This window comes from Micromonospora zamorensis (assembly GCF_900090275.1).
Taxonomy (GTDB): domain Bacteria; phylum Actinomycetota; class Actinomycetes; order Mycobacteriales; family Micromonosporaceae; genus Micromonospora; species Micromonospora zamorensis.
The window spans coordinates 6660876-6678772 of the sequence record NZ_LT607755.1 but is presented as its reverse complement, the minus strand read 5'-3'; the positions used below and the strand labels follow the sequence as shown (position 1 = coordinate 6678772).

15 protein-coding genes are annotated in these 17897 nt (G+C 69.3%); all 15 read right to left on the bottom strand.

All coding sequences use genetic code 11. The annotated features are described in order from the left end of the window. Nucleotides 1-84: 84 nt before the first annotated feature. The 15 genes from nuoN to GA0070619_RS30005 all read right to left on the bottom strand — a co-directional run bounded on the left by nuoN (nt 85) and on the right by GA0070619_RS30005 (nt 17838). Nucleotides 85-1638: an NADH-quinone oxidoreductase subunit NuoN gene (gene nuoN / locus GA0070619_RS30075; RefSeq protein WP_088951138.1), complete on the bottom strand. Its 1554-nt coding sequence runs from the start codon at nt 1636-1638 to the stop codon at nt 85-87. Next, the gene (locus tag GA0070619_RS30070; protein ID WP_088951137.1) at nt 1635-3170 is read right to left on the bottom strand and encodes an NADH-quinone oxidoreductase subunit M; all 1536 of its coding nucleotides are present in this window, start codon (nt 3168-3170) and stop codon (nt 1635-1637) included. The genes nuoN and GA0070619_RS30070 overlap by 4 nt, the downstream gene beginning before the upstream one ends. A 64-nt stretch (nt 3171-3234) precedes the next feature. Then, entirely contained in the window at nt 3235-5160 is a 1926-nt protein-coding gene (nuoL, locus tag GA0070619_RS30065; RefSeq protein ID WP_088951136.1) for an NADH-quinone oxidoreductase subunit L, read from the bottom strand. 12 nt (nt 5161-5172) lie between these two features. Next, entirely contained in the window at nt 5173-5490 is a 318-nt protein-coding gene (gene nuoK, locus GA0070619_RS30060; RefSeq protein WP_088951135.1) for an NADH-quinone oxidoreductase subunit NuoK, read from the bottom strand. Nucleotides 5491-5548: 58 nt separating this feature from the next. Further along, on the bottom strand, nt 5549-6319 hold the full coding sequence (locus GA0070619_RS30055; protein WP_088951134.1) for an NADH-quinone oxidoreductase subunit J: 771 nt from the start codon (nt 6317-6319) through the stop codon (nt 5549-5551). Next, entirely contained in the window at nt 6316-6957 is a 642-nt protein-coding gene (gene nuoI, locus GA0070619_RS30050; RefSeq protein ID WP_088951133.1) for an NADH-quinone oxidoreductase subunit NuoI, read from the bottom strand. Before nuoI ends, GA0070619_RS30055 begins: the two co-directional genes overlap by 4 nt. A gap of 1 nt (nt 6958) precedes the next feature. Continuing rightward, nucleotides 6959-8311, bottom strand: a complete 1353-nt coding sequence (nuoH, locus tag GA0070619_RS30045) for an NADH-quinone oxidoreductase subunit NuoH (RefSeq protein WP_088951132.1) — start codon at nt 8309-8311, stop codon at nt 6959-6961. Further along, nucleotides 8308-10815, bottom strand: coding sequence for an NADH-quinone oxidoreductase subunit G (locus GA0070619_RS30040; RefSeq protein WP_088951131.1), 2508 nt, complete (start codon nt 10813-10815; stop codon nt 8308-8310). The genes nuoH and GA0070619_RS30040 overlap by 4 nt, the downstream gene beginning before the upstream one ends. Further along, the gene (gene nuoF / locus GA0070619_RS30035) at nt 10815-12131 is read right to left on the bottom strand and encodes an NADH-quinone oxidoreductase subunit NuoF (RefSeq protein WP_088951130.1); all 1317 of its coding nucleotides are present in this window, start codon (nt 12129-12131) and stop codon (nt 10815-10817) included. Before nuoF ends, GA0070619_RS30040 begins: the two co-directional genes overlap by 1 nt. Beyond that, nucleotides 12128-13315: an NADH-quinone oxidoreductase subunit NuoE gene (nuoE, locus tag GA0070619_RS30030; protein ID WP_088951129.1), complete on the bottom strand. Its 1188-nt coding sequence runs from the start codon at nt 13313-13315 to the stop codon at nt 12128-12130. Before nuoE ends, nuoF begins: the two co-directional genes overlap by 4 nt. After that, on the bottom strand, nt 13312-14637 hold the full coding sequence (locus tag GA0070619_RS30025; protein WP_088951128.1) for an NADH-quinone oxidoreductase subunit D: 1326 nt from the start codon (nt 14635-14637) through the stop codon (nt 13312-13314). Before GA0070619_RS30025 ends, nuoE begins: the two co-directional genes overlap by 4 nt. Next, entirely contained in the window at nt 14634-15371 is a 738-nt protein-coding gene (locus tag GA0070619_RS30020) for an NADH-quinone oxidoreductase subunit C (protein WP_088951127.1), read from the bottom strand. The genes GA0070619_RS30025 and GA0070619_RS30020 overlap by 4 nt, the downstream gene beginning before the upstream one ends. Next, entirely contained in the window at nt 15368-16045 is a 678-nt protein-coding gene (locus tag GA0070619_RS30015; RefSeq protein WP_088951126.1) for a NuoB/complex I 20 kDa subunit family protein, read from the bottom strand. Before GA0070619_RS30015 ends, GA0070619_RS30020 begins: the two co-directional genes overlap by 4 nt. A 14-nt stretch (nt 16046-16059) precedes the next feature. Beyond that, nucleotides 16060-16425, bottom strand: coding sequence for an NADH-quinone oxidoreductase subunit A (locus tag GA0070619_RS30010; protein ID WP_007454588.1), 366 nt, complete (start codon nt 16423-16425; stop codon nt 16060-16062). 135 nt (nt 16426-16560) lie between these two features. Further along, nucleotides 16561-17838: a geranylgeranyl reductase family protein gene (locus GA0070619_RS30005; protein ID WP_088951125.1), complete on the bottom strand. Its 1278-nt coding sequence runs from the start codon at nt 17836-17838 to the stop codon at nt 16561-16563. Between the last annotated feature and the right edge of the window lie 59 nt (nt 17839-17897).

The window sequence follows — 17897 nt, the reverse complement described above, 5'->3', positions numbered from 1 at the left end:
CCCGTTCGACCTGCTCCGGGTCGGGGATACGCACCGGGGGCCGGCACGTGAACACGAGCCGGCCCCCGGTGGTCGATCCTTTGGTCATCGCACGAATTCGGCAGCTCCGGTGGCCAGATCGAGCAGCGGCGCCGGGGCGATGCCCAGCACCAGAGTGGCCAGCACGCCGATCATCAGGGCGGCGGAGGTGAGCCCGCCGGGCACCATGACGGTCGGGGTGGACTCGCCCGGCTCGGAGAGCCACATCATCACCACGACCCGCAGGTACGGGAACGCCAGCACCATGCTGGTCAGCACACCGGCGATCACCAGCCAGGCCTGACCACCCTCCAGGGCCGGCCCGAAGATGGCGAACTTGCTGGTGAAGCCACTGGTCAGCGGAATACCGGCGAAGGCCAGCAGGATGAAGGTGAACAGCCCGGCGAAGAACGGCGACCGCCGACCCAGCCCGGCCCAGCGGGACAGGTGGGTGGCCTCCCCGTCGGCGTCCCGCACCAGGGTCACCACGGCGAACGCGGCCAGCACCGAGAAGCCGTACGCGACCAGGTAGAACATCGTGCCGGAGAGCCCGTCGCGGCTCGGTGCCAGCACGCCGACCAGCAGGTAGCCGGCGTTGGCGATCGAGGAGTACGCGAGCAGCCGCTTGATGTCGGTCTGGGTGACCGCGAGCACTGCACCGATCAGCATGGTCAGCACCGCCACCGCGCCGAGGACCGGGGTGAAGTCCCAGGAGGCGTCGGTGAACGCGACGTGGAAGACGCGCAGCAGGGCACCGAACGCGGCGACCTTGGTGCAGGCCGCCATGAAGCCGGTGACCGGGGTCGGCGCGCCCTGGTAGACGTCCGGGGTCCAGACGTGGAACGGCGCCGCCGCGGCCTTGAAGAGCAGACCGATCGAGAGCAGTGCCATGCCGGCGAAGAGCAGCACCTTGCTGGCCGGGGACTCGCTCACCGCAGCGTGGATGGTGGCGAAGTCGACGCCGGCCGTCCGGCCCGGGATGCCCGAGGTGAAGCCGTAGATCAGGGCCACGCCGAACAGGAAGAACGCGGAGGCGTACGCGCCGAGCAGGAAGTACTTCATCGCCGCTTCCTGGCTCAGCAGACGCCGGCGACGGGCCAGCGCGCAGAGCAGGTAGAGCGGAAGGGAGAAGACCTCCAGCGCGATGAACATGGTCAGCAGGTCGTTCGCCGCCACGAAGATCAGCATGCCGCCGATCGCGAACGTGGTGAGCGGGTAGACCTCGGTGAGGCCGTTGCGCCCCTCGGCCTGCCGCCGGTCGTCGGCCGACTCGGCGGTCACCGCGGCCTGGGCGACGAACGCCCCGCCCCGCTCGACCGAGCGGTCGCCGATCAGCAGCAGCGCCATCGCGGCCAGCACCAGGATCGCGCCCTGGAGGAACAGCGTCGGCCCGTCGATCGCCAGCGCCTGGCCGGCGGTGATGATCCGCTCATCGGCGCTGAGGACCACCATGGTCAGCGCCGCGAGCACCGCGAGCAGCGCCAGCGTCAACTGCACCACGTGCCGCCAACGACGAGGCACCAGCGCCTCGACCAGCACGCCGAGCAACGCCGTGCCCAGCATGATCAGGATCGGAGAGATCGCCGCGTAGTCGATCGACGGCAGTTTCAGCTCGGTCACTTTGCCGCCTCCTGGACGGTGCCGCCCACGGACGGCGCCGGGTCGGTTCTGCCGATGTCGTCCATGGTCGCCTGGACGGCCGGGTTGATCACGTCAGTGACCGGCTTGGGGAAGAAGCCGAGCAGCACGATCAGCGCGATCAGTGGGGCGACCACGACCTTCTCGCGCAGGTTGAGGTCCTTGCGCATCCCGTCGACCTCGGTGAGAGCCGGGTTGAGCGTGCCCTGGGTGGTGCGCTGCACCATCCACAGCACGTACGCGGCGGCCAGGATGATGCCGAGCGTGGCGATGATCGCCACCGGCTTGTTCACCGTGAAGGTGCCGATCAGCACCAGGAACTCCGAGATGAACGGCGCCGTGCCGGGCAGTGCGAGCGAGGCGAGACCGGCGAAGAAGAGCACACCGGCGAGCACCGGGACCAGCTTGCCGGCACCGCCGAAGTCGCTGATCAACGCCGAGCCACGCCGGCTGATCAGCATGCCCACCACAAGGAAGAGCAGACCGGTGGCCAGCCCGTGGTTGAGCATGTAGAGCACCGCGCCGGTGCCGGCCTGGGTGGTGAAGGCGAAGATGCCCACCCCGATGAAGCCGAAGTGCGCGATCGAGGTGTACGACACCAGCCGCTTGAGGTCGTTCTGACCGACCGCCAGCAGCGCGGCGTAGACGATGCCGATCACGCCCAGCGCCAGCGCCCACGGCGCGAACCACTTCGACGCCTCCGGGAACAGCGGCAGGCAGTAGCGCAGGATGCCGAACGTGCCGACCTTGTCCAGCACGCCGACCAGCAGTGCCGCCGCTCCCGCCGGGGCCGCACCACCGGCGTCGGGCAGCCAGGTGTGGAACGGGAAGAACGGCGCCTTGATGGCGAACGCGAGGAAGAAGCCGAGGAACAGCCACCGCTCGGTGCCGGTGCTGATGTCGACCTGGGACAGCGCCTGCCAGTCGAAGGTCTTGCCGCCGACCACCCACAGGCCGATCACCGCGGCCAGCATGAACAGACCGCCGACCAGCGAGTAGAGGAAGAACTTCACCGCCGCGTACTGCCGCTGGTGGCCGCCGTAGCTGCCGATCAGGAAGTACATCGGGACCAGCATGACCTCGAAGAACACGTAGAACAGGAAGACGTCGGCGGCCGCGAAGACACCGATCATCGTGCACTCGAGGACCAGCAGCAGCGCGAAGTAGACGGGCACCGACCGCTTCGACGACTCCGCGTCGTGCCAGGAGGCCAGGATCACCAACGGCACCAGCACCGCGATCAGCATCAGCATCACCAGCGCGATGCCGTCGGCGGCGAAGGTGAAGCTGACGCCCCAGTTCGGGATCCACGAGTATGACTCGCGGAACTGGAACCGGTCACCGCCTGCGTTGAAGCTGACCCACATCACCACCGAGAGCACCAGCACGAGCAGCGACCAGGCGAACGCCACCTGCTTGGCCAGCTCCGGCCGGTGGCGCGGCAGGAAGGCCACCACCAGGGCGCCCACCAGCGGCGCCACGGTGAGCACCGAGAGGAACGGGAAGTTGGACATTATGCGGCCTTACCTCCGTCGTCACTGCGTGGTCCGCCGGCGGGGGCGGCCGGGAACAGGTCGATCACGCCAACCACCCGGCCTGCACCGCCAGGAACGCCGCCATCACCAGCAGCGCACCGGCCAGGATCGAGGTGGCGTACGAGCGGACGAAGCCGGTCTGCATCCGCCGGAGCCGACCCGAGCCACCGCCGACCGCGGCGGCAAGCCCGTTGACCAGCCCGTCGATGCCCCGGTTGTCGAGGTACACCAGCGCCCGGGTGAGGAAGATGCCCGGCTTCTCGAAGACGGCCTCGTTGACCGCGTCGGTGTAGAGGTTGCGCCGGGCGGCGGTGACCAGCACCCCGGCCGGCTGTGGCGCGGTGGCCGTGCCGGCCCGGAACAGGAACCAGGCGAGCCCGGCACCGAGCACGGTGACCAGCAGCGACAGGGTGGTGATGACGGCGTGCGAGAGGACCGCCTCGTGCTCCCCGTGCTCGCCGCCCAGGCCGGCGGTGGCCGTCAGCCAGTCCGGAACGGACGTGGAGAGCAGGAAGCCGGCACCTACCGAGCCGACCGCCAGCAGGATCAGCGGGATCGTCATCAGCTTCGGCGACTCGTGCGGGTGCTCGATGTCCTCGGTCCACCGCTGCGGCCCGTGGAACGTGAGCACGAACAGCCGGGTCATGTAGAACGCGGTCAGTCCGGCACCGAGCAGCGCCGCACCGCCGAAGAGCCAGGCGGTCCAGTCCTCCCGCTCGAAGGCGGCCACGATGATCGGCTCCTTGGAGAAGAAGCCGGAGAACGGGAACATGCCGATGATCGCCAGCCAGCCCATCATGAAGGTCAGCCAGGTGATCTTCATGTGCTTTGAGAGGCCACCGAAGCGGCGGATGTCGACCTGGTCCTTCATGCCGTGCATCACCGAACCGGCACCCAGGAACATGTTGGCCTTGAAGAAGCCGTGCGCCAGCAGGTGCACGATGGCCAGCGCGTACGCGCCGCCGCCCAGGCCGACGCCGAGGAACATGTAGCCGATCTGGCTCACCGTCGACCAGGCGAGCACCCGCTTGATGTCGTCCTTGGCCGCGCCGATGATGCAGCCGATCAGCAGCGTGAGCGCGCCGACGCTGACCACCACGAGCTGGAGCGTCGAGTTGGCCGAGAAGATCGGGTTGGACCGGGCGATCAGGTAGACGCCCGCGGTGACCATGGTGGCCGCGTGGATGAGCGCCGACACCGGGGTCGGGCCCTCCATCGCGTCCGGCAACCACGCCTGCAGCGGGAACTGACCGGACTTGCCGGCCGCACCGAGCAGCAGCAACAGGCCGAGGACCAGCACGGTGGTGCCGGTCAGCGCGCCGACGCCGTTGAACACCTCGTCGTACTGGGTGGTGCCCAGGGTGGCGAACATGATGAAGATGCCGATGGCCAGGCCGGCGTCGCCGACGCGGTTCATCAGGAACGCCTTCTTGCCGGCGGTGGCCGCGCTCGGCCGCTCGGTCCAGAAGGAGATCAGCAGGTACGACGCCAGACCGACGCCCTCCCAGCCGAAGTAGAGCATCACGTAGTTGTTGCCGAGCACCAGCAGCAGCATCGCCGCGACGAACAGGTTGAAGTACGCGAAGAACCGCCGACGACCCGCGTCGTGCGCCATGTACTCGACCGCGTACAGGTGGATCAGGAAACCCACCCCGGTGATCAGCAGCACGAAGACCGCGGCCAGCGGGTCGAACAACAGGCCGAAGTCGACGCGCAGGTCACCGACCGCGATGAAGTCCCAGAGGCTCAGCTCGACCGACTTGTTCTCCAGGCCACGCAGCTGGAAGAAGAACGACAGGCCGAGCACGAAAGCGGCGCCGATGGCGGCAACACCCAACCAGTGCCCCCAGCGGTCGGCCCGCCGGCCGAGCAGCAGCAGGATGGCCGCGCTGAGCAGCGGGATCGCCACCAGCAGCCAGACGCCCCCGAGCAGCCCCGTGGCCTGGGCGTATTCCACAGTCTCTTCCACCGGTGGACCCCTCTAGTACTTGAGCAGGTTGGCGTCGTCGACACTCGCCGAGCGTCGCGTCCGGAAGATGGACATGATGATCGCGAGCCCGACCACGACCTCGGCCGCCGCCACCACCATCACGAAGAACGCCATGATCTGGCCGTTGAGGTCACCGTTGATCCGGCTGAAGGTGACCAGCGTCAGGTTGGCGGCGTTGAGCATCAGCTCCACGCACATGAACAGCACGATCGCGTTGCGCCGGATCAGCACCCCGGCGGCGCCGATGGTGAAGAGCACCGCGGCGAGGACGAGGTAGTAGGTCGGCTCGACCGAGAAGAACGTTCCCATTACTTGGTTTGCCTTCCGTTCGCGACTGCGGGGCTCCGCTCCGCTGCACTCCTCGCGCTCACCGGTCCGTACCCTTCAGAGCCGTCTCCTCGGCGGTCAGCTCGCGCTGCGGAAGGATCGCCGGGGTGCTGCGGTCGGTCAGGCGGCCGTCGGGCAGCCGGGCCGGGGTGGCCACCGAGGACGAGGTCGCGAAGACACCGGGGCCCGGCTTCGGCCCGGGGTAGTTGCCCGGGGCGAATCGTGCCTTCATGGTCGACACCTGGTCGACCTTGTCCTGCTTACGCCGCTCCACGTGAGCCAGCACCATGGCACCGACCGCCGCGGTGATCAGCAGCGCCGAGGTCAGCTCGAACGCGAAGACGTACTTGGTGAACAGCAGCCGGGCGATGCCTTGCACGTTCCCCTCGGCGTTGACCTGCTCCAGGCCGACAGTGTTGGTCTGGTCCAGCGCCTGGTACAGGCCGGTGCCGACCAGGCCGGCGAAGCCGAGGCCGAGCACGATCGCGGCGACGCGCTGGCCGCGCAGCGTCTCGATCAGGGAGTCCGTGGAGTCCCGACCGACCAGCATCAGCACGAAGAGGAACAGCATCATGATCGCGCCGGTGTAGACGATGATCTGCACCATGCCGATGAACGGACCGGCCTGGAGGACGTAGAACACGCCCAGACAGAGCATGGTCAGCACCAGCCACAGCGCCGAGTGCACGGCGTTGCGCGCGGCCACCATCCCGATCCCGCCGAGCAGCGCGAGCGGGGCGAGGATCCAGAAGGTGACCGCCTCGCCGGTGGAGACCGAACCCGCCGCGGCGAGCACCGTAGACGTGGTCATGCTTCCTCTCCCTTGCCGGCAGCCGCGCGCTGGGCGGCCTGCTCGGCGCCCGGGAACGTCACGCCGGGGTGCTCCTCGACCTGGTAGCGGCCGGGACCCATCGGGGACGTCTCCGCACCGGCGGAGGTGCCCGGGTTGTCCAGCGCGCCGACGTAGTAGTCCTTCTCGCTGTCACCCAGCCGCATCGGGTGCGGAGGCTGCTCCATGCCCTCCAGCAACGGCGCGAGCAACTGCTCCTTGGTGAAGATGAGGTCCTGCCGGTTGTCCCGGGCCAGCTCGTACTCGTTGCTCATGGTGAGCGAACGGGTCGGGCAGGCCTCGATGCACAGCCCGCAGAAGATGCAGCGGGCGTAGTTGATCTGGTAGATGCTGGCGTACCGCTCACCCGGCGAGAAGCGCTGCTCGTCGGTGTTGTCGCCACCCTCGACGTAGATCGCGTCCGCCGGGCAGGCCCAGGCGCACAGCTCGCAGCCGATGCACTTCTCCAGGCCGTCCGGGTGCCGGTTGAGGATGTGCCGCCCGTGGTAGCGCGGCGCCGACACCGGCGGCTTGAACGGGTAGTCGGTCGTGACGACCTTCCTGAACATGTGCGAGAAGGTGACACCGAATCCCTTGAACGTTCCGGTGATCGCGCCCACGTCACACCTCCCTGGAGTCCGAGCCGGCAACGATGTTGGCCGGCTCCCGCTCGGCGACCACGCGCGTGATGCGCGGGCTCGGTGGTACCTGAAGATCCATCGGTGGCAGCGGGAAGCTCCCGTACGGCCGGTTGTCGACCTGTTCCTGAGTTGTCGGCTTCGGCTGCGGCCGGCGGCTGGGCCAGAACAGTGTGGCGATCAGCAGCAGGCCGGCGGGGATGCCGACCGCGATGACCTTGCCGCGGGTGTCCCAGTCCTCGATGGAACGCAGGCCCGACAGGACCAGGATCCAGACCAGGTTGATCGGCAGCAGCACCTTCCAACCGAGGCGCATGAACTGGTCGTAGCGCAGCCGGGGCAGCGTGCCGCGCAGCCAGACGAAGACGAAGACCAGCGCGATCACCTTGCCGAAGAACCAGAGCATCGGCCACCAACCGGAGTTGGCGCCCTCCCAGATGGTGATCGGCCAGGGTGCCCGCCAACCGCCCAGGAACAGCGTGGTGGTGACCGCGGACATGGTCACCATCGCGACGTACTCGCTGAGCATGAAGAGCGCGAACTTCAGCGAGCTGTATTCCGTCATGAAGCCGGCGACCAGCTCGGACTCGGCCTCGGGCAGGTCGAACGGCGCCCGGTTGGTCTCACCCACCGTGGCGATGAAGAAGATGATGAAGCTGGGCAGCAGCAGGATGGCGTACCAGCCCGGCGCCGGGATCTCGGTGCCCATGATGGTCAGCCGCGTGGCGTCGCCCTGAGCGGCGACGATCCCGCTGGTGCTCATCGTGCCGGCGGTCATGAAGACCGCCACGATGCTCAGGCCCATGGCGACCTCGTAGGAGATCATCTGGGCGCTCGACCGCAGACCACCGAGCAGCGGGTACGTCGAGCCGGAGGCCCAACCACCCAGCACGATGCCGTAGACGCCCATCGACGAGCAGGCGAGCAGCAGCAGCACCGCCACCGGCACGTCGGTGACCTGCAACGGCGTGTGGTGGCCGAAGATGCTCACCATTGGGCCGAAGGGCACCACCGACAGCGCGGTGACCGCACAGATCACCGAGATGGTCGGGGCGAAGAAGTAGACGACCTTGTCGGCCGCCTTCGGCAGGATGTCCTCCTTGAAGGCCATCTTCAGGCCGTCGGCGAGGGTCTGCAGCAGGCCGAACGGGCCGACCTGGTTGGGGCCGGGCCGCACCTGCATGTAGCCGACCACGCGCCGCTCGAACCAGACACCTAGCAGGGTGGCCAGCAGACCGAAGGCGAACGCGAAGACGATCTTGCCGAGAACCAGCCACCACGGATCCCGGCCGAAGTCGGCAAGCGTCGGATCCTGGGCCAGGATTGACGAAGTCACTGGTTACCCCCGGAGTTGAGGAGCGGACCCGGGAGCCCGGTCTCGTCGGCCGCCACGCGCCCGGCCGGGATGGCCGTGCTCGGTGCGGGAACGGAGATCCGGACGACAGTGCCGGACGTCGCCCCGAGGCTGCGTCGCACGGTCGAGCCGGGTGAGTTGGTCGGCAACCAGACCACGCCGTCCGGCATTTCGGTGAGCTCCGCCGGCAGGGTCAGTGCCCCCCGGTCGGTGCCGACCGTGACCGCGTCACCGTCGACCACACCGAGTGCCTCGGCGGTGCCCTTACCCAGCCGGACCACCGGCGGGCGGGCGGTGCCCGCGAGGTTCTCGTCGCCTTCGGTCAGGCTGCCGAGGTCCACCAGTTGGTGCCAGGTGGCCAGCACGGCCTCCCCGGCAGCCGGGTGCGGCACCCGGCCCGGCGCCACCGACGGTGCGGACGGCCGGGACGTACGCGTCGCCGGCAGCGTGCCCAGCTCACGACGCACGCTCGGCACATCCGCCGTGCCGAGCCGCACGTCGAGCAGCGCGGCCAGCGCGTCGAGCACCCGACCGTCGGTCATCGCGGCGGTGTTCAGCACGGCCTCGAACGGGCGCAGCCGACCCTCCCAGTCCAGGAAGCTGCCGGCCTTCTCGACCACCGGGGCGACCGGCAGCACCACGTTCGCCCGCCGGGTCACCGCGCTGGCGCGCAGCTCCAGGCTGACCAGGAACGGCACCGCGTCCAGGGCGGCCTCGGCCAGTCGCGGGTCGGCCAGGTCGGCTGGGTCGACGCCGCCGACGACCAGCGCGCCGAGCTGGCCGTTGGCCGCCGCGGTGAGGATGCCGTCGGTGTCCCGCCCGGCCTGGCTCGGGATCACCCCGGCCGGGATGTCCCACGCCTCACCCAGCTCGGCGCGGGCGGCCGGCTCGGTCACCAGCCGTCCACCGGGGAGCAGGTTGGGCAGGCAGCCCGCGTCGACAGCGCCGCGGTCACCCGCGCGCCGCGGCACCCACACCAGCTTCGCGCCGGTACGCCGCGCCACGTCCGCCGCTGCGGAGAGCCCGCCCGGCACAGTGGCCAGTCGCTCGCCGACGATCAGGATCGCGCCCGGTGCGCTCAGCGCCTCGGCGACCGTGGCGTGCTCGGCGAGCACGCTGGCCTCCTCGCCCGGCACGACCCGGGCCAGCTTGGCACCGAGCTTCTCCAGGCCACGGGTGGCGAACGGCGCCAACGCGTACACCGTCAGGGCCTTCTTCAGGTACGCCTTGCGCAGCCGCAGGAAGAGGATCGGGCACTCCTCCTCCGGCTCCAGGCCGACCAGCACCACCGCCGGCGCGTTCTCCACGTCGGTGTAGGTGACGTCGGTGACCCCGGCGACCGAGCTGGCCAGGAAGTCGGCCTCCTCGCGGGAGACCGGCCGGGCCCGGAAGTCGATGTCATTGGTGGTAAGGGCGACCCGGGCGAACTTCGCGTACGCGTACGCGTCCTCGACGGTCAGCCGGCCGCCGGTGAGCACCGCCGTGCCCTGCCCGCTCTCCCGAGCAGTGTGCAGGCCCTCGGCGGCCACGGTGAGCGCCTCGCTCCAGGACGCCTCGCGCAGCTCACCGGTGTGCTCGTCGCGGACCAGCGGGGTGGTCAACCGGTCGGCGGCCCGGGTGTACTGGAAACCCCACCGGCCCTTGTCGCAGTTCCACTCCTCGTTGACCTGCGGCTCGTCGCCGGCCAGCCGGCGCAGCACCTTGCCGCGCCGCCAGTCGGTGCGCTGCCCGCAGCCGGCCGAGCAGTGCTCGCAGACGCTCGGGCTCGACACCAGGTCGAACGGGCGGGCCCGGAAGCGGTACTGCGCACCGGTCAGCGCGCCCACCGGGCAGATCTGCACGGTGTTGCCGGAGAAGTAGGAGTTGAACGGGACGTCACCGGCGTCGCCCTCTTCGCCGTACGCGTCGTCCCGGTAGATGTTGATCTCCTCGGCGGACGACCGGCCCATCAGGTCGATGAACTTGTCGCCGGCGATCTCCTCGGAGAACCGGGTGCACCGCTGACAGAGCACGCACCGCTCGCGGTCCAGCAGCACCTGGCTGCTGATCGCCATCGGCTTCTCGTACTCCCGCTTGTGCTCGTGGAAGCGCGAGTCGGTGCGGCCGGTGGACATCGCCTGGTTCTGGAGCGGGCACTCACCGCCCTTGTCACACATCGGGCAGTCCAGCGGGTGGTTGAGCAGCAGCAGCTCCATCACCCCCTCCTGCGCCTTCTTGGCCACCGGGGAGGTGATCTGCGTACGCACGACCATGCCGTCGGCGACGGCCTGGGTGCAGGAGGCCACCGGCTTGCGCTGGCCCTCCACCTCGACCAGGCACTGCCGGCACGCGCCGGCCGGGGCCAGCAGCGGGTGGTCGCAGAACCGGGGGATCTCGGTGCCCATCTGCTCGGCGACCCGGATCAGCAACGTCCCCTTGGGGGCGGTGACCTCGACGCCGTCGATGGTGAGCGTGACGGTCTCGGTCTGCTTTGCTACGTCGGTCATCAGTGCGCCCCTACCAGGGTCTTCTCCGACAGCTTGGGTGCGGTACGTCCCTCGATGTAGTCGAGGTAGTCCTGCTTGAAGTACTTCAGTGACGAGGTCACCGAGCTGGTCGCGCCGTCACCCAGGCCACAGAACGAGCGGCCGAGGATGTTGTCGCAGGTGTCCAGCAGGGTGTCCAGGTCTTCGTGGGTGCCCTGACCGGCGAGGATCCGCCGGTAGACCCGAACCATCCAGTAGTTGCCCTCGCGGCACGGGGTGCACTTGCCGCACGACTCGTGGTGGTAGAACTCCAGCCACCGGTACGTCGCGTAGACCGGGCAGTCCTGGTCGGAGAAGATCTGGGTGGCCGTGGTGCCCAGGATCGAGCCGGCCGCCGCCACTCCCTCGAAGTCCAGTGGCACGTCCAGGTGCTCGGCGGCGAGCAGCGGGGTGGACGAGCCGCCCGGGGTCCAGAACCGCAGGTTGTGCCCGGGCTGCATGCCACCGGCCAGCTCCAGCAGCTCGCGCAGCGTGACACCCATCGAGCACTCGTACTGGCCCGGGTTGACGATCCGACCGGACAGCGAGTAGATCATCGGCCCGGAGGACTTCTCGGTGCCCATGCTCTTCCACCAGTCGGCCCCACCGAGCACGATCGGCGGCACGCTGGCGATGGTGCCGACGTTGTTCACCACCGTCGGGCTCGCGTACAGGCCGTGGGTGGCCGGGAACGGCGGGCGCAGCCGGGGCTGCCCCCGGAAGCCTTCCAGCGAGTCCAGCAGCGCCGTCTCCTCGCCGCAGATGTACGCCCCGGCGCCGGAGTGCACCACCAGCTCCAGGTCGTAGCCGCTGCGCAGGATGTTCCGGCCGAGGTAGCCCTTGTCGTACGCCTCCTGGACCGCGTTGCGCAGCCGACGCGCGGCGTGCACCGCCTCGCCCCGGATGTAGATGTAGGCGCGGTTGGCTCGGATCGCGTACGACGCGATGATCACGCCCTCGACCAGCGCGTGCGGGTCGTGGGTCATCAGCGGCAGGTCCTTGCAGGTGCCCGGCTCGCCCTCGTCGGCGTTGACCACCAGGTAGTGCGGCTTGCCGTCGCCCTGCGGGATGAAGCCCCACTTGAGACCGGTGGGGAAGCCGGCGCCACCCCGACCGCGCAGCCCCGAGTCCTTGATCAGCTGGATCAGGTCGTCCGGGTGGGCCTTGAGCGCCTTGCGCAGTGCGGCGTAGCCGTCCAGTTGCTCGTACGTGCCGATACGCCAGGCGTCCGGCGACAGCCAGCGCTTGGTCAGCACCGGCGTCAGCTTGGCCACGGTCTCCGGGCGGGGAGTGGTCACTTCTGGGCCCCCGTTTCGTTCGCGTCCGCCGGTCCGGCGCCGTCGGCGTCCGTGCCAGCCTTCGCTTCGGTGAGGTTGCGCTCCTGCGCCCCGGCCTCGTCGCCGGCGGGCTTGCCGTCACCGGCCGGCGCGTTGGCCGCCACACCGGCGGCCTCGGCCGACCGTGCGTCGCCAGCCTCGGGCGCGGTGCCGGTGCCGTCCGTCGGGACCTTGGTGCCAGGGGCGTCCGGCACCGCCGTGCCCGCGTCCGGCTGCCGGGTCTCGGCGGTACGCACCTGCGGCGACTTGTCGTCCGGTGCCTTCACGTCCCGCGTGGTGCTGCCACTGGCGTCCGCCGGCCCGGTGGCCTCTGCCGGCTTCGCCGGCCCGCCGACCCCGGCCGCCCCCGTCGGGGCGGACGCCCCGTCGCCACCCTTGACCGGTGCCGCGCTGGCCTCGACGGGCGCCGGCTTGGCGGCCTCCGCCTTCGCCTTCGCCTCAGCGGCGGCCTTGTCGGCCTCGGCCTTGCTGCGGATCGGGGTGTTCGGGTCGAAGCCCGGCACCGAGACGCCGTGCTCCTGCGCCAGCCGCAGCCCGCGCAGGGTGGGCTCACCCGGCCCACCGTCGGCGACCGCGCCCTCGCGCTCGTCGGCGAAACCGGCGAGCTGCACCGCCATTTCCTTGAGGGTGCAGAGCCGGGCACCGCGGGTCGGCATCGGCCGCCCGCCCGCCCGCAGCTCGTCGACGACGCCGACCGCTGTGGACGCGTCCACGCCGTCGAAGAAGTCGTAGTTGACGGTCATCACCGGGCCGTAGTCGCACGCCGCCAGGCACTCGGCGTGCTCCAGCGTGATCGTGCCGTCGGCGGTCGTCTCGTCGTGCCCGACGCCCAGGTGCTCGGACAGGGTGTCGTAGACCTCCTGGCCACCGAGCACGTTGCACATGGTGTTGGTGCAGACGCTGACCAGGAAGTCACCGGTCGGCTTGCGCTTGTACATCGTGTAGAAGGTCGCCACCGCGCCGACCTGGGCCTTGTTCAGCCCCAGGACCTCGGCGCAGAACGTGACCCCGGCCGGGGAGACGTACCCCTCCTCGGCCTGCACCAGGTGCAGCAGCGGCAGCAACGCCGAGCGGGACCGGTCCGCCGGGTAGCGGGCGATGATCTCGCGCGCCCGCTCCCGGGTCTCGTCAGTGAAAACACTCATCGGTCACAACCACCCATCACCGGGTCCAACGAGGCGCCGCCGGCGATCACGTCGGCGATCAGACCGCCCTCGGCCATCGCCGGGAGGGCCTGGAGGTTGACGAAGCTGGGCTCGCGGTAGTGCACCCGGTACGGCCGGGTGCCACCGTCGGAGACCGCGTGCACGCCCAACTCGCCCCGGGGAGCCTCGATCGCGACGTACACCTGGCCCGGCGGAACCCGGAAGCCCTCGGTCACCAGCTTGAAGTGGTGGATCAGCGACTCCATCGACTGACCCATGATCTTCGCGACGTGCTCCAGCGAGTTGCCCATGCCGTCCACGCCGATGGCCAACTGCGCCGGCCACGCGATCTTGCGGTCGGCGACCATCACCGGACCCGGGCGGAGCCGGTCCAGGGCCTGCTCGACCAGCTTCATCGACTCCCGGATCTCGGCGAGCCGGACCAGGTAGCGGCCCCACACGTCACCGTCGGGGTGGGTCGGCACGTCGAACTCGTAGTTCTCGTAACCGCAGTACGGCATGGTCTTGCGCAGGTCCCAGGCGAGACCGGCGGAGCGCAGCACCGGCCCGGTGATGCCGAGGGCCACGCAGCCGGTCACGTCCAGCACCGCGACGTTCTTCGTCCGCTCGGTCCAGATCGGCTGGCCGGAGAGCAGGTCCTCGTACTCCTTGAGCTTCTTCGGCATCATCTTGAGGAACTCGCGGATCTTGACGATCGCCTCGTCCGGCACGTCCTGCGCCACTCCGCCCGGCCGGACGTACGCGTGGTTCATCCGCAGACCGGTGATGGTCTCGAAGATGTCGAGGATGTACTCCCGCTCGCGGAAGCCGTACAGCATGATCGAGATCGCGCCCAGCTCCATGCCGGTGGTGGCCAGCCAGACCAGGTGCGACGAGATCCGGTTGAGCTCCATCATCAGCACGCGGATGGTGGTGGCCCGCTCGGTGATGTCGTCGGTGATGCCGAGCAGCTTCTCGACGGCGAGGGCGTACGCCGTCTCGTTGAAGATCGGGGCGAGGTAGTCCATCCGGGTCACGAACGTCGAGCCCTGAACCCAGTTGCGGTATTCGAGGTTCTTCTCGATGCCCGTGTGCAGGTAGCCGACGACGGTACGGGCCTCGCGGACCGTCTCGCCCTCCAGCTCCAGGATCAGCCGCAGCACCCCGTGCGTGGACGGGTGCTGCGGACCCATGTTGACGACGATCCGCTCGTCGTTGATCGGGTCGGTGCCCGAGACGATGGTGTCCCAGTCCCCACCGGTGACGGTGAAGACCCGGCCCTCGTCGGTCTCGCGCTCGCTGGCGTAGTTCGACGTCGTCACTGGTACGACCTCCGCTCGTTCGGCGGCTGGATCTCCGCGCCCTTGTACTCGACGGGCACACCGCCGAGCGGGTAGTCCTTGCGCTGCGGGTGACCCTCCCAGTCGTCCGGCATGAGGATCCTGGTCAGGTTGGGGTGGCCGTCGAAGACGATGCCGAACATGTCGTACGCCTCGCGCTCCTGCCAGTCCGCCGTCGGGTAGATGGCGGTCACGCTGGGCAGGTGCGGGGCCTCGACGGAGACTGCGGCCTCCAGCCGGACCTGCCGCCGGTACGTCATCGAGGTGAGCAGGTAGACCACGTGCAGCCGCCGCTCGTCGGCGCCCAGGTAGTCCACGCCGGACACCGAGGAGCACAGCTCGAACCGCAGCGCCAGGTCGTCGCGCATCACCTGGCAGACCTCGGCGATCCGTTCCGGGCGGATGTGCAGCGTCAGCTCACCCCGGTCGACCACGACCTTCTCAATCGCGTCGCCGAAGGCCGGGTACGCCTCCTCCAACGCGTCGCGGACCTCGTCGAAGTAGCTCCCGTACGGACGGGACGCCTCCTCGATGGGCTGGCGCTGGCGGACCAGGCCGCCGTAGCCGGACACGTCGCCGGTGCCCTGGTTGCCGAACATCCCGCGCCCGGCCGGGCTGGCCGGCGGGAACTCGGCGGGGGCACCACTGGTGGCGCCGGTCGGCACCACCGGCAGCGGTACGCCGCCGTCGTTGGGCTTGTCCGTGGGTGACGTCATTTGGGGCCTGCCTGCGGGTGGAGGTGGTTCTGAGCGTTCATCCAGTTCTCGATCCGCAACTGCTCCTCGCGGCCCTCGCGGACCGCCCGGGTCCACTCGGCACGCCGGCCCTTGTCGCTGCGGTACGAGGAGGGCATGGAGCCGTAGGGCACGACCGGAACGTCGCCGCGTTCCTGGCGGGCGGCCAGCATCTTGCGGCCGTTCGGGCCCAGCGGCTCATACATGATCTTCTCGCGGAGCTTGAGGATCGCGTCGATGAGCATCTCCGGCCGGGGCGGGCAGCCCGGCAGGTACATGTCGACCGGCACCACGTGGTCGACGCCCTGCACGATCGCGTAGTTGTTGAACATGCCGCCGCTGCTGGCGCAGACGCCCATCGAGAGCACCCAGCGGGGCTCGGCCATCTGGTCGTAGATCTGGCGCAGAACCGGGGCCATCTTCTGACTCACCCGGCCGGCCACGATCATCAGGTCGGCCTGCCGGGGCGACGCCCGGAAGACCTCCATGCCCCAGCGGCCCATGTCGTAGTGCGGACCACCGGCTGCCATCATCTCGATGGCGCAGCAGGCCAGGCCGAAGGTAGCGCCCCACACGGACGACTTCCGGGACCAGTTGACCAGCTTCTCCACCGAGGTGAGCAGGACGCCGGCGGGAAGCTTCTCCTCGATGCCCATCTGACGTTCCTTCCTCAGTCCCAGTCCAGGCCGCCGCGCCGCCACACGTAGGCGTACGCAACGAAGACCGCGACGATGAACAGGACCATCTCCACGAAGCCGAAGATCGGCAGAGCGTCGAACGAGACCGCCCAGGGGTAGAGGAAGATGATCTCGATGTCGAAGACGATGAAGAGCATCGCCGTCAGGTAGAACTTGATCGGGAACCGGCCGCCGCCGACCGGCTGCGGGCTGGGCTCGATGCCGCACTCGTAAGCCTCGAGTTTGGCCTTGTTGTAGCGACGGGGACCCGCGAAGCGGGCGGCGCCGACGGAAAACAGCGAGAACGCCGCGGCGAGGGCGAACAGCCCGATGATCGGTGCGTAAGGCGAGAGCGACATCGTTTTCTCCTGCTCGTCCTTCCCTGCCCTCGGTGCTTGACGAAAATCACACTATTCACGTCCCTCGCAGTGGCAGTCGGCGGGGGTCGATCTTTGTCGGCGTCGGGGCTGTGACCAGCACCGATGCCGTCCTACTTATACGGCTGGAGCTGCCTTCGTCATCGCGTTGATGACCCGGTCCATCGCATCCCCGCCACGCGGGTCGGTCAGGTTGGCCAACAGCTTGAGGACGAAACGCATCAGCGTCGGGTGCGGCATGCCGTGTTTGGTGGCGATCCGCATGATCTCCGGGCGGCCGATCAGTTTCACGAAGATGCCGCCCAACCGGTAGTAACCGCCGAGTCGGGCCTTCAGCTCGTTCGGGTACGCCATCAGCGCCCGCTCCCGCTCCGGGCCGGCCGGGCGGGCGAGGGCCTGGACGATGGCCTCCGCGGCCAGTTCGCCGGACTCCATCGCGTACGCGATGCCTTCGCCGTTGAACGGGTTGACCATGCCGCCCGAGTCACCGACCAGCAGCACGCCACGGGTGTAGTGCGGCACCCGGTTGAAGCCCATCGGCAGCGCGGCGCCGAGGATCGGGCCGTCGGCGTTGGTCTCGTCGGTCATCCCCCAGTCCTCGGGGGTGTTGGCGAGCCAGTCGGTGAGCAGCCGGCGGTAGTTGGTCTTGCCGAACGCCGAGGACGAGTTGAGCACGCCGAGACCGACGTTGACCCGACCGTCACCCAGGCCGAAGATCCAGCCGTACCCGGGCAGCAGGTTGTCGCCGCTGTCCTTGCTGCGCAACTCCAGCCAGGACTCCAGGTAGTTGTCGTCGTGCTTGGCCGGCGAGCGGTAGTAGCGGCGGACGGCCACGCCGATCGGCCGGTCCTCCCGCTTGGCCAGCCCGAGCGCGAGCGGGAAGCGGCCGGAGACCCCGTCCGCCGCGACGACCAGCGGGGCGTGGAAGGTGGTCGGCTCCTTGCCCGGCCCGACCTCCGCCTCGACGCCGGTGACCCGGCCGTCGCCGTCGAGCACCGGGCCAAGCACGTTGACGTTGGTCCGCAGCTTGGCACCGGCGGCCACCGCCTGCCGTGCGAGCAGGTCGTCGAAGTCCAGTCTCGTACGCACCAGGCCGTAGTTGGGGAAGCTCGCCAGCTCCGGCCAGTCCAGTTCCAGGCGCACACCGCCACCGATGACGCGCAGGCCGCGGTTGTGCAGCCAGCCCGCCTCGGGCGAGGTGTCCACACCCATCCGGATGAGCTGACGGACGGCGCGCGGGGTCAACCCGTCGCCGCAGACCTTCTCCCGCGGGAACTCGGTCTTCTCCAACAACAGCACCCGTACGCCGTGCCGGGCCAGGTGGTACGCAGTAGCTGATCCACCGGGACCGGCGCCCACGACAATGACGTCGGCGTCGTGTTCCACCGGGGTCATTCGCGCCTCCTCCCGCACGCTCGTGAAATGCTTCACAAGCCAGACGGGACGAGTGTATG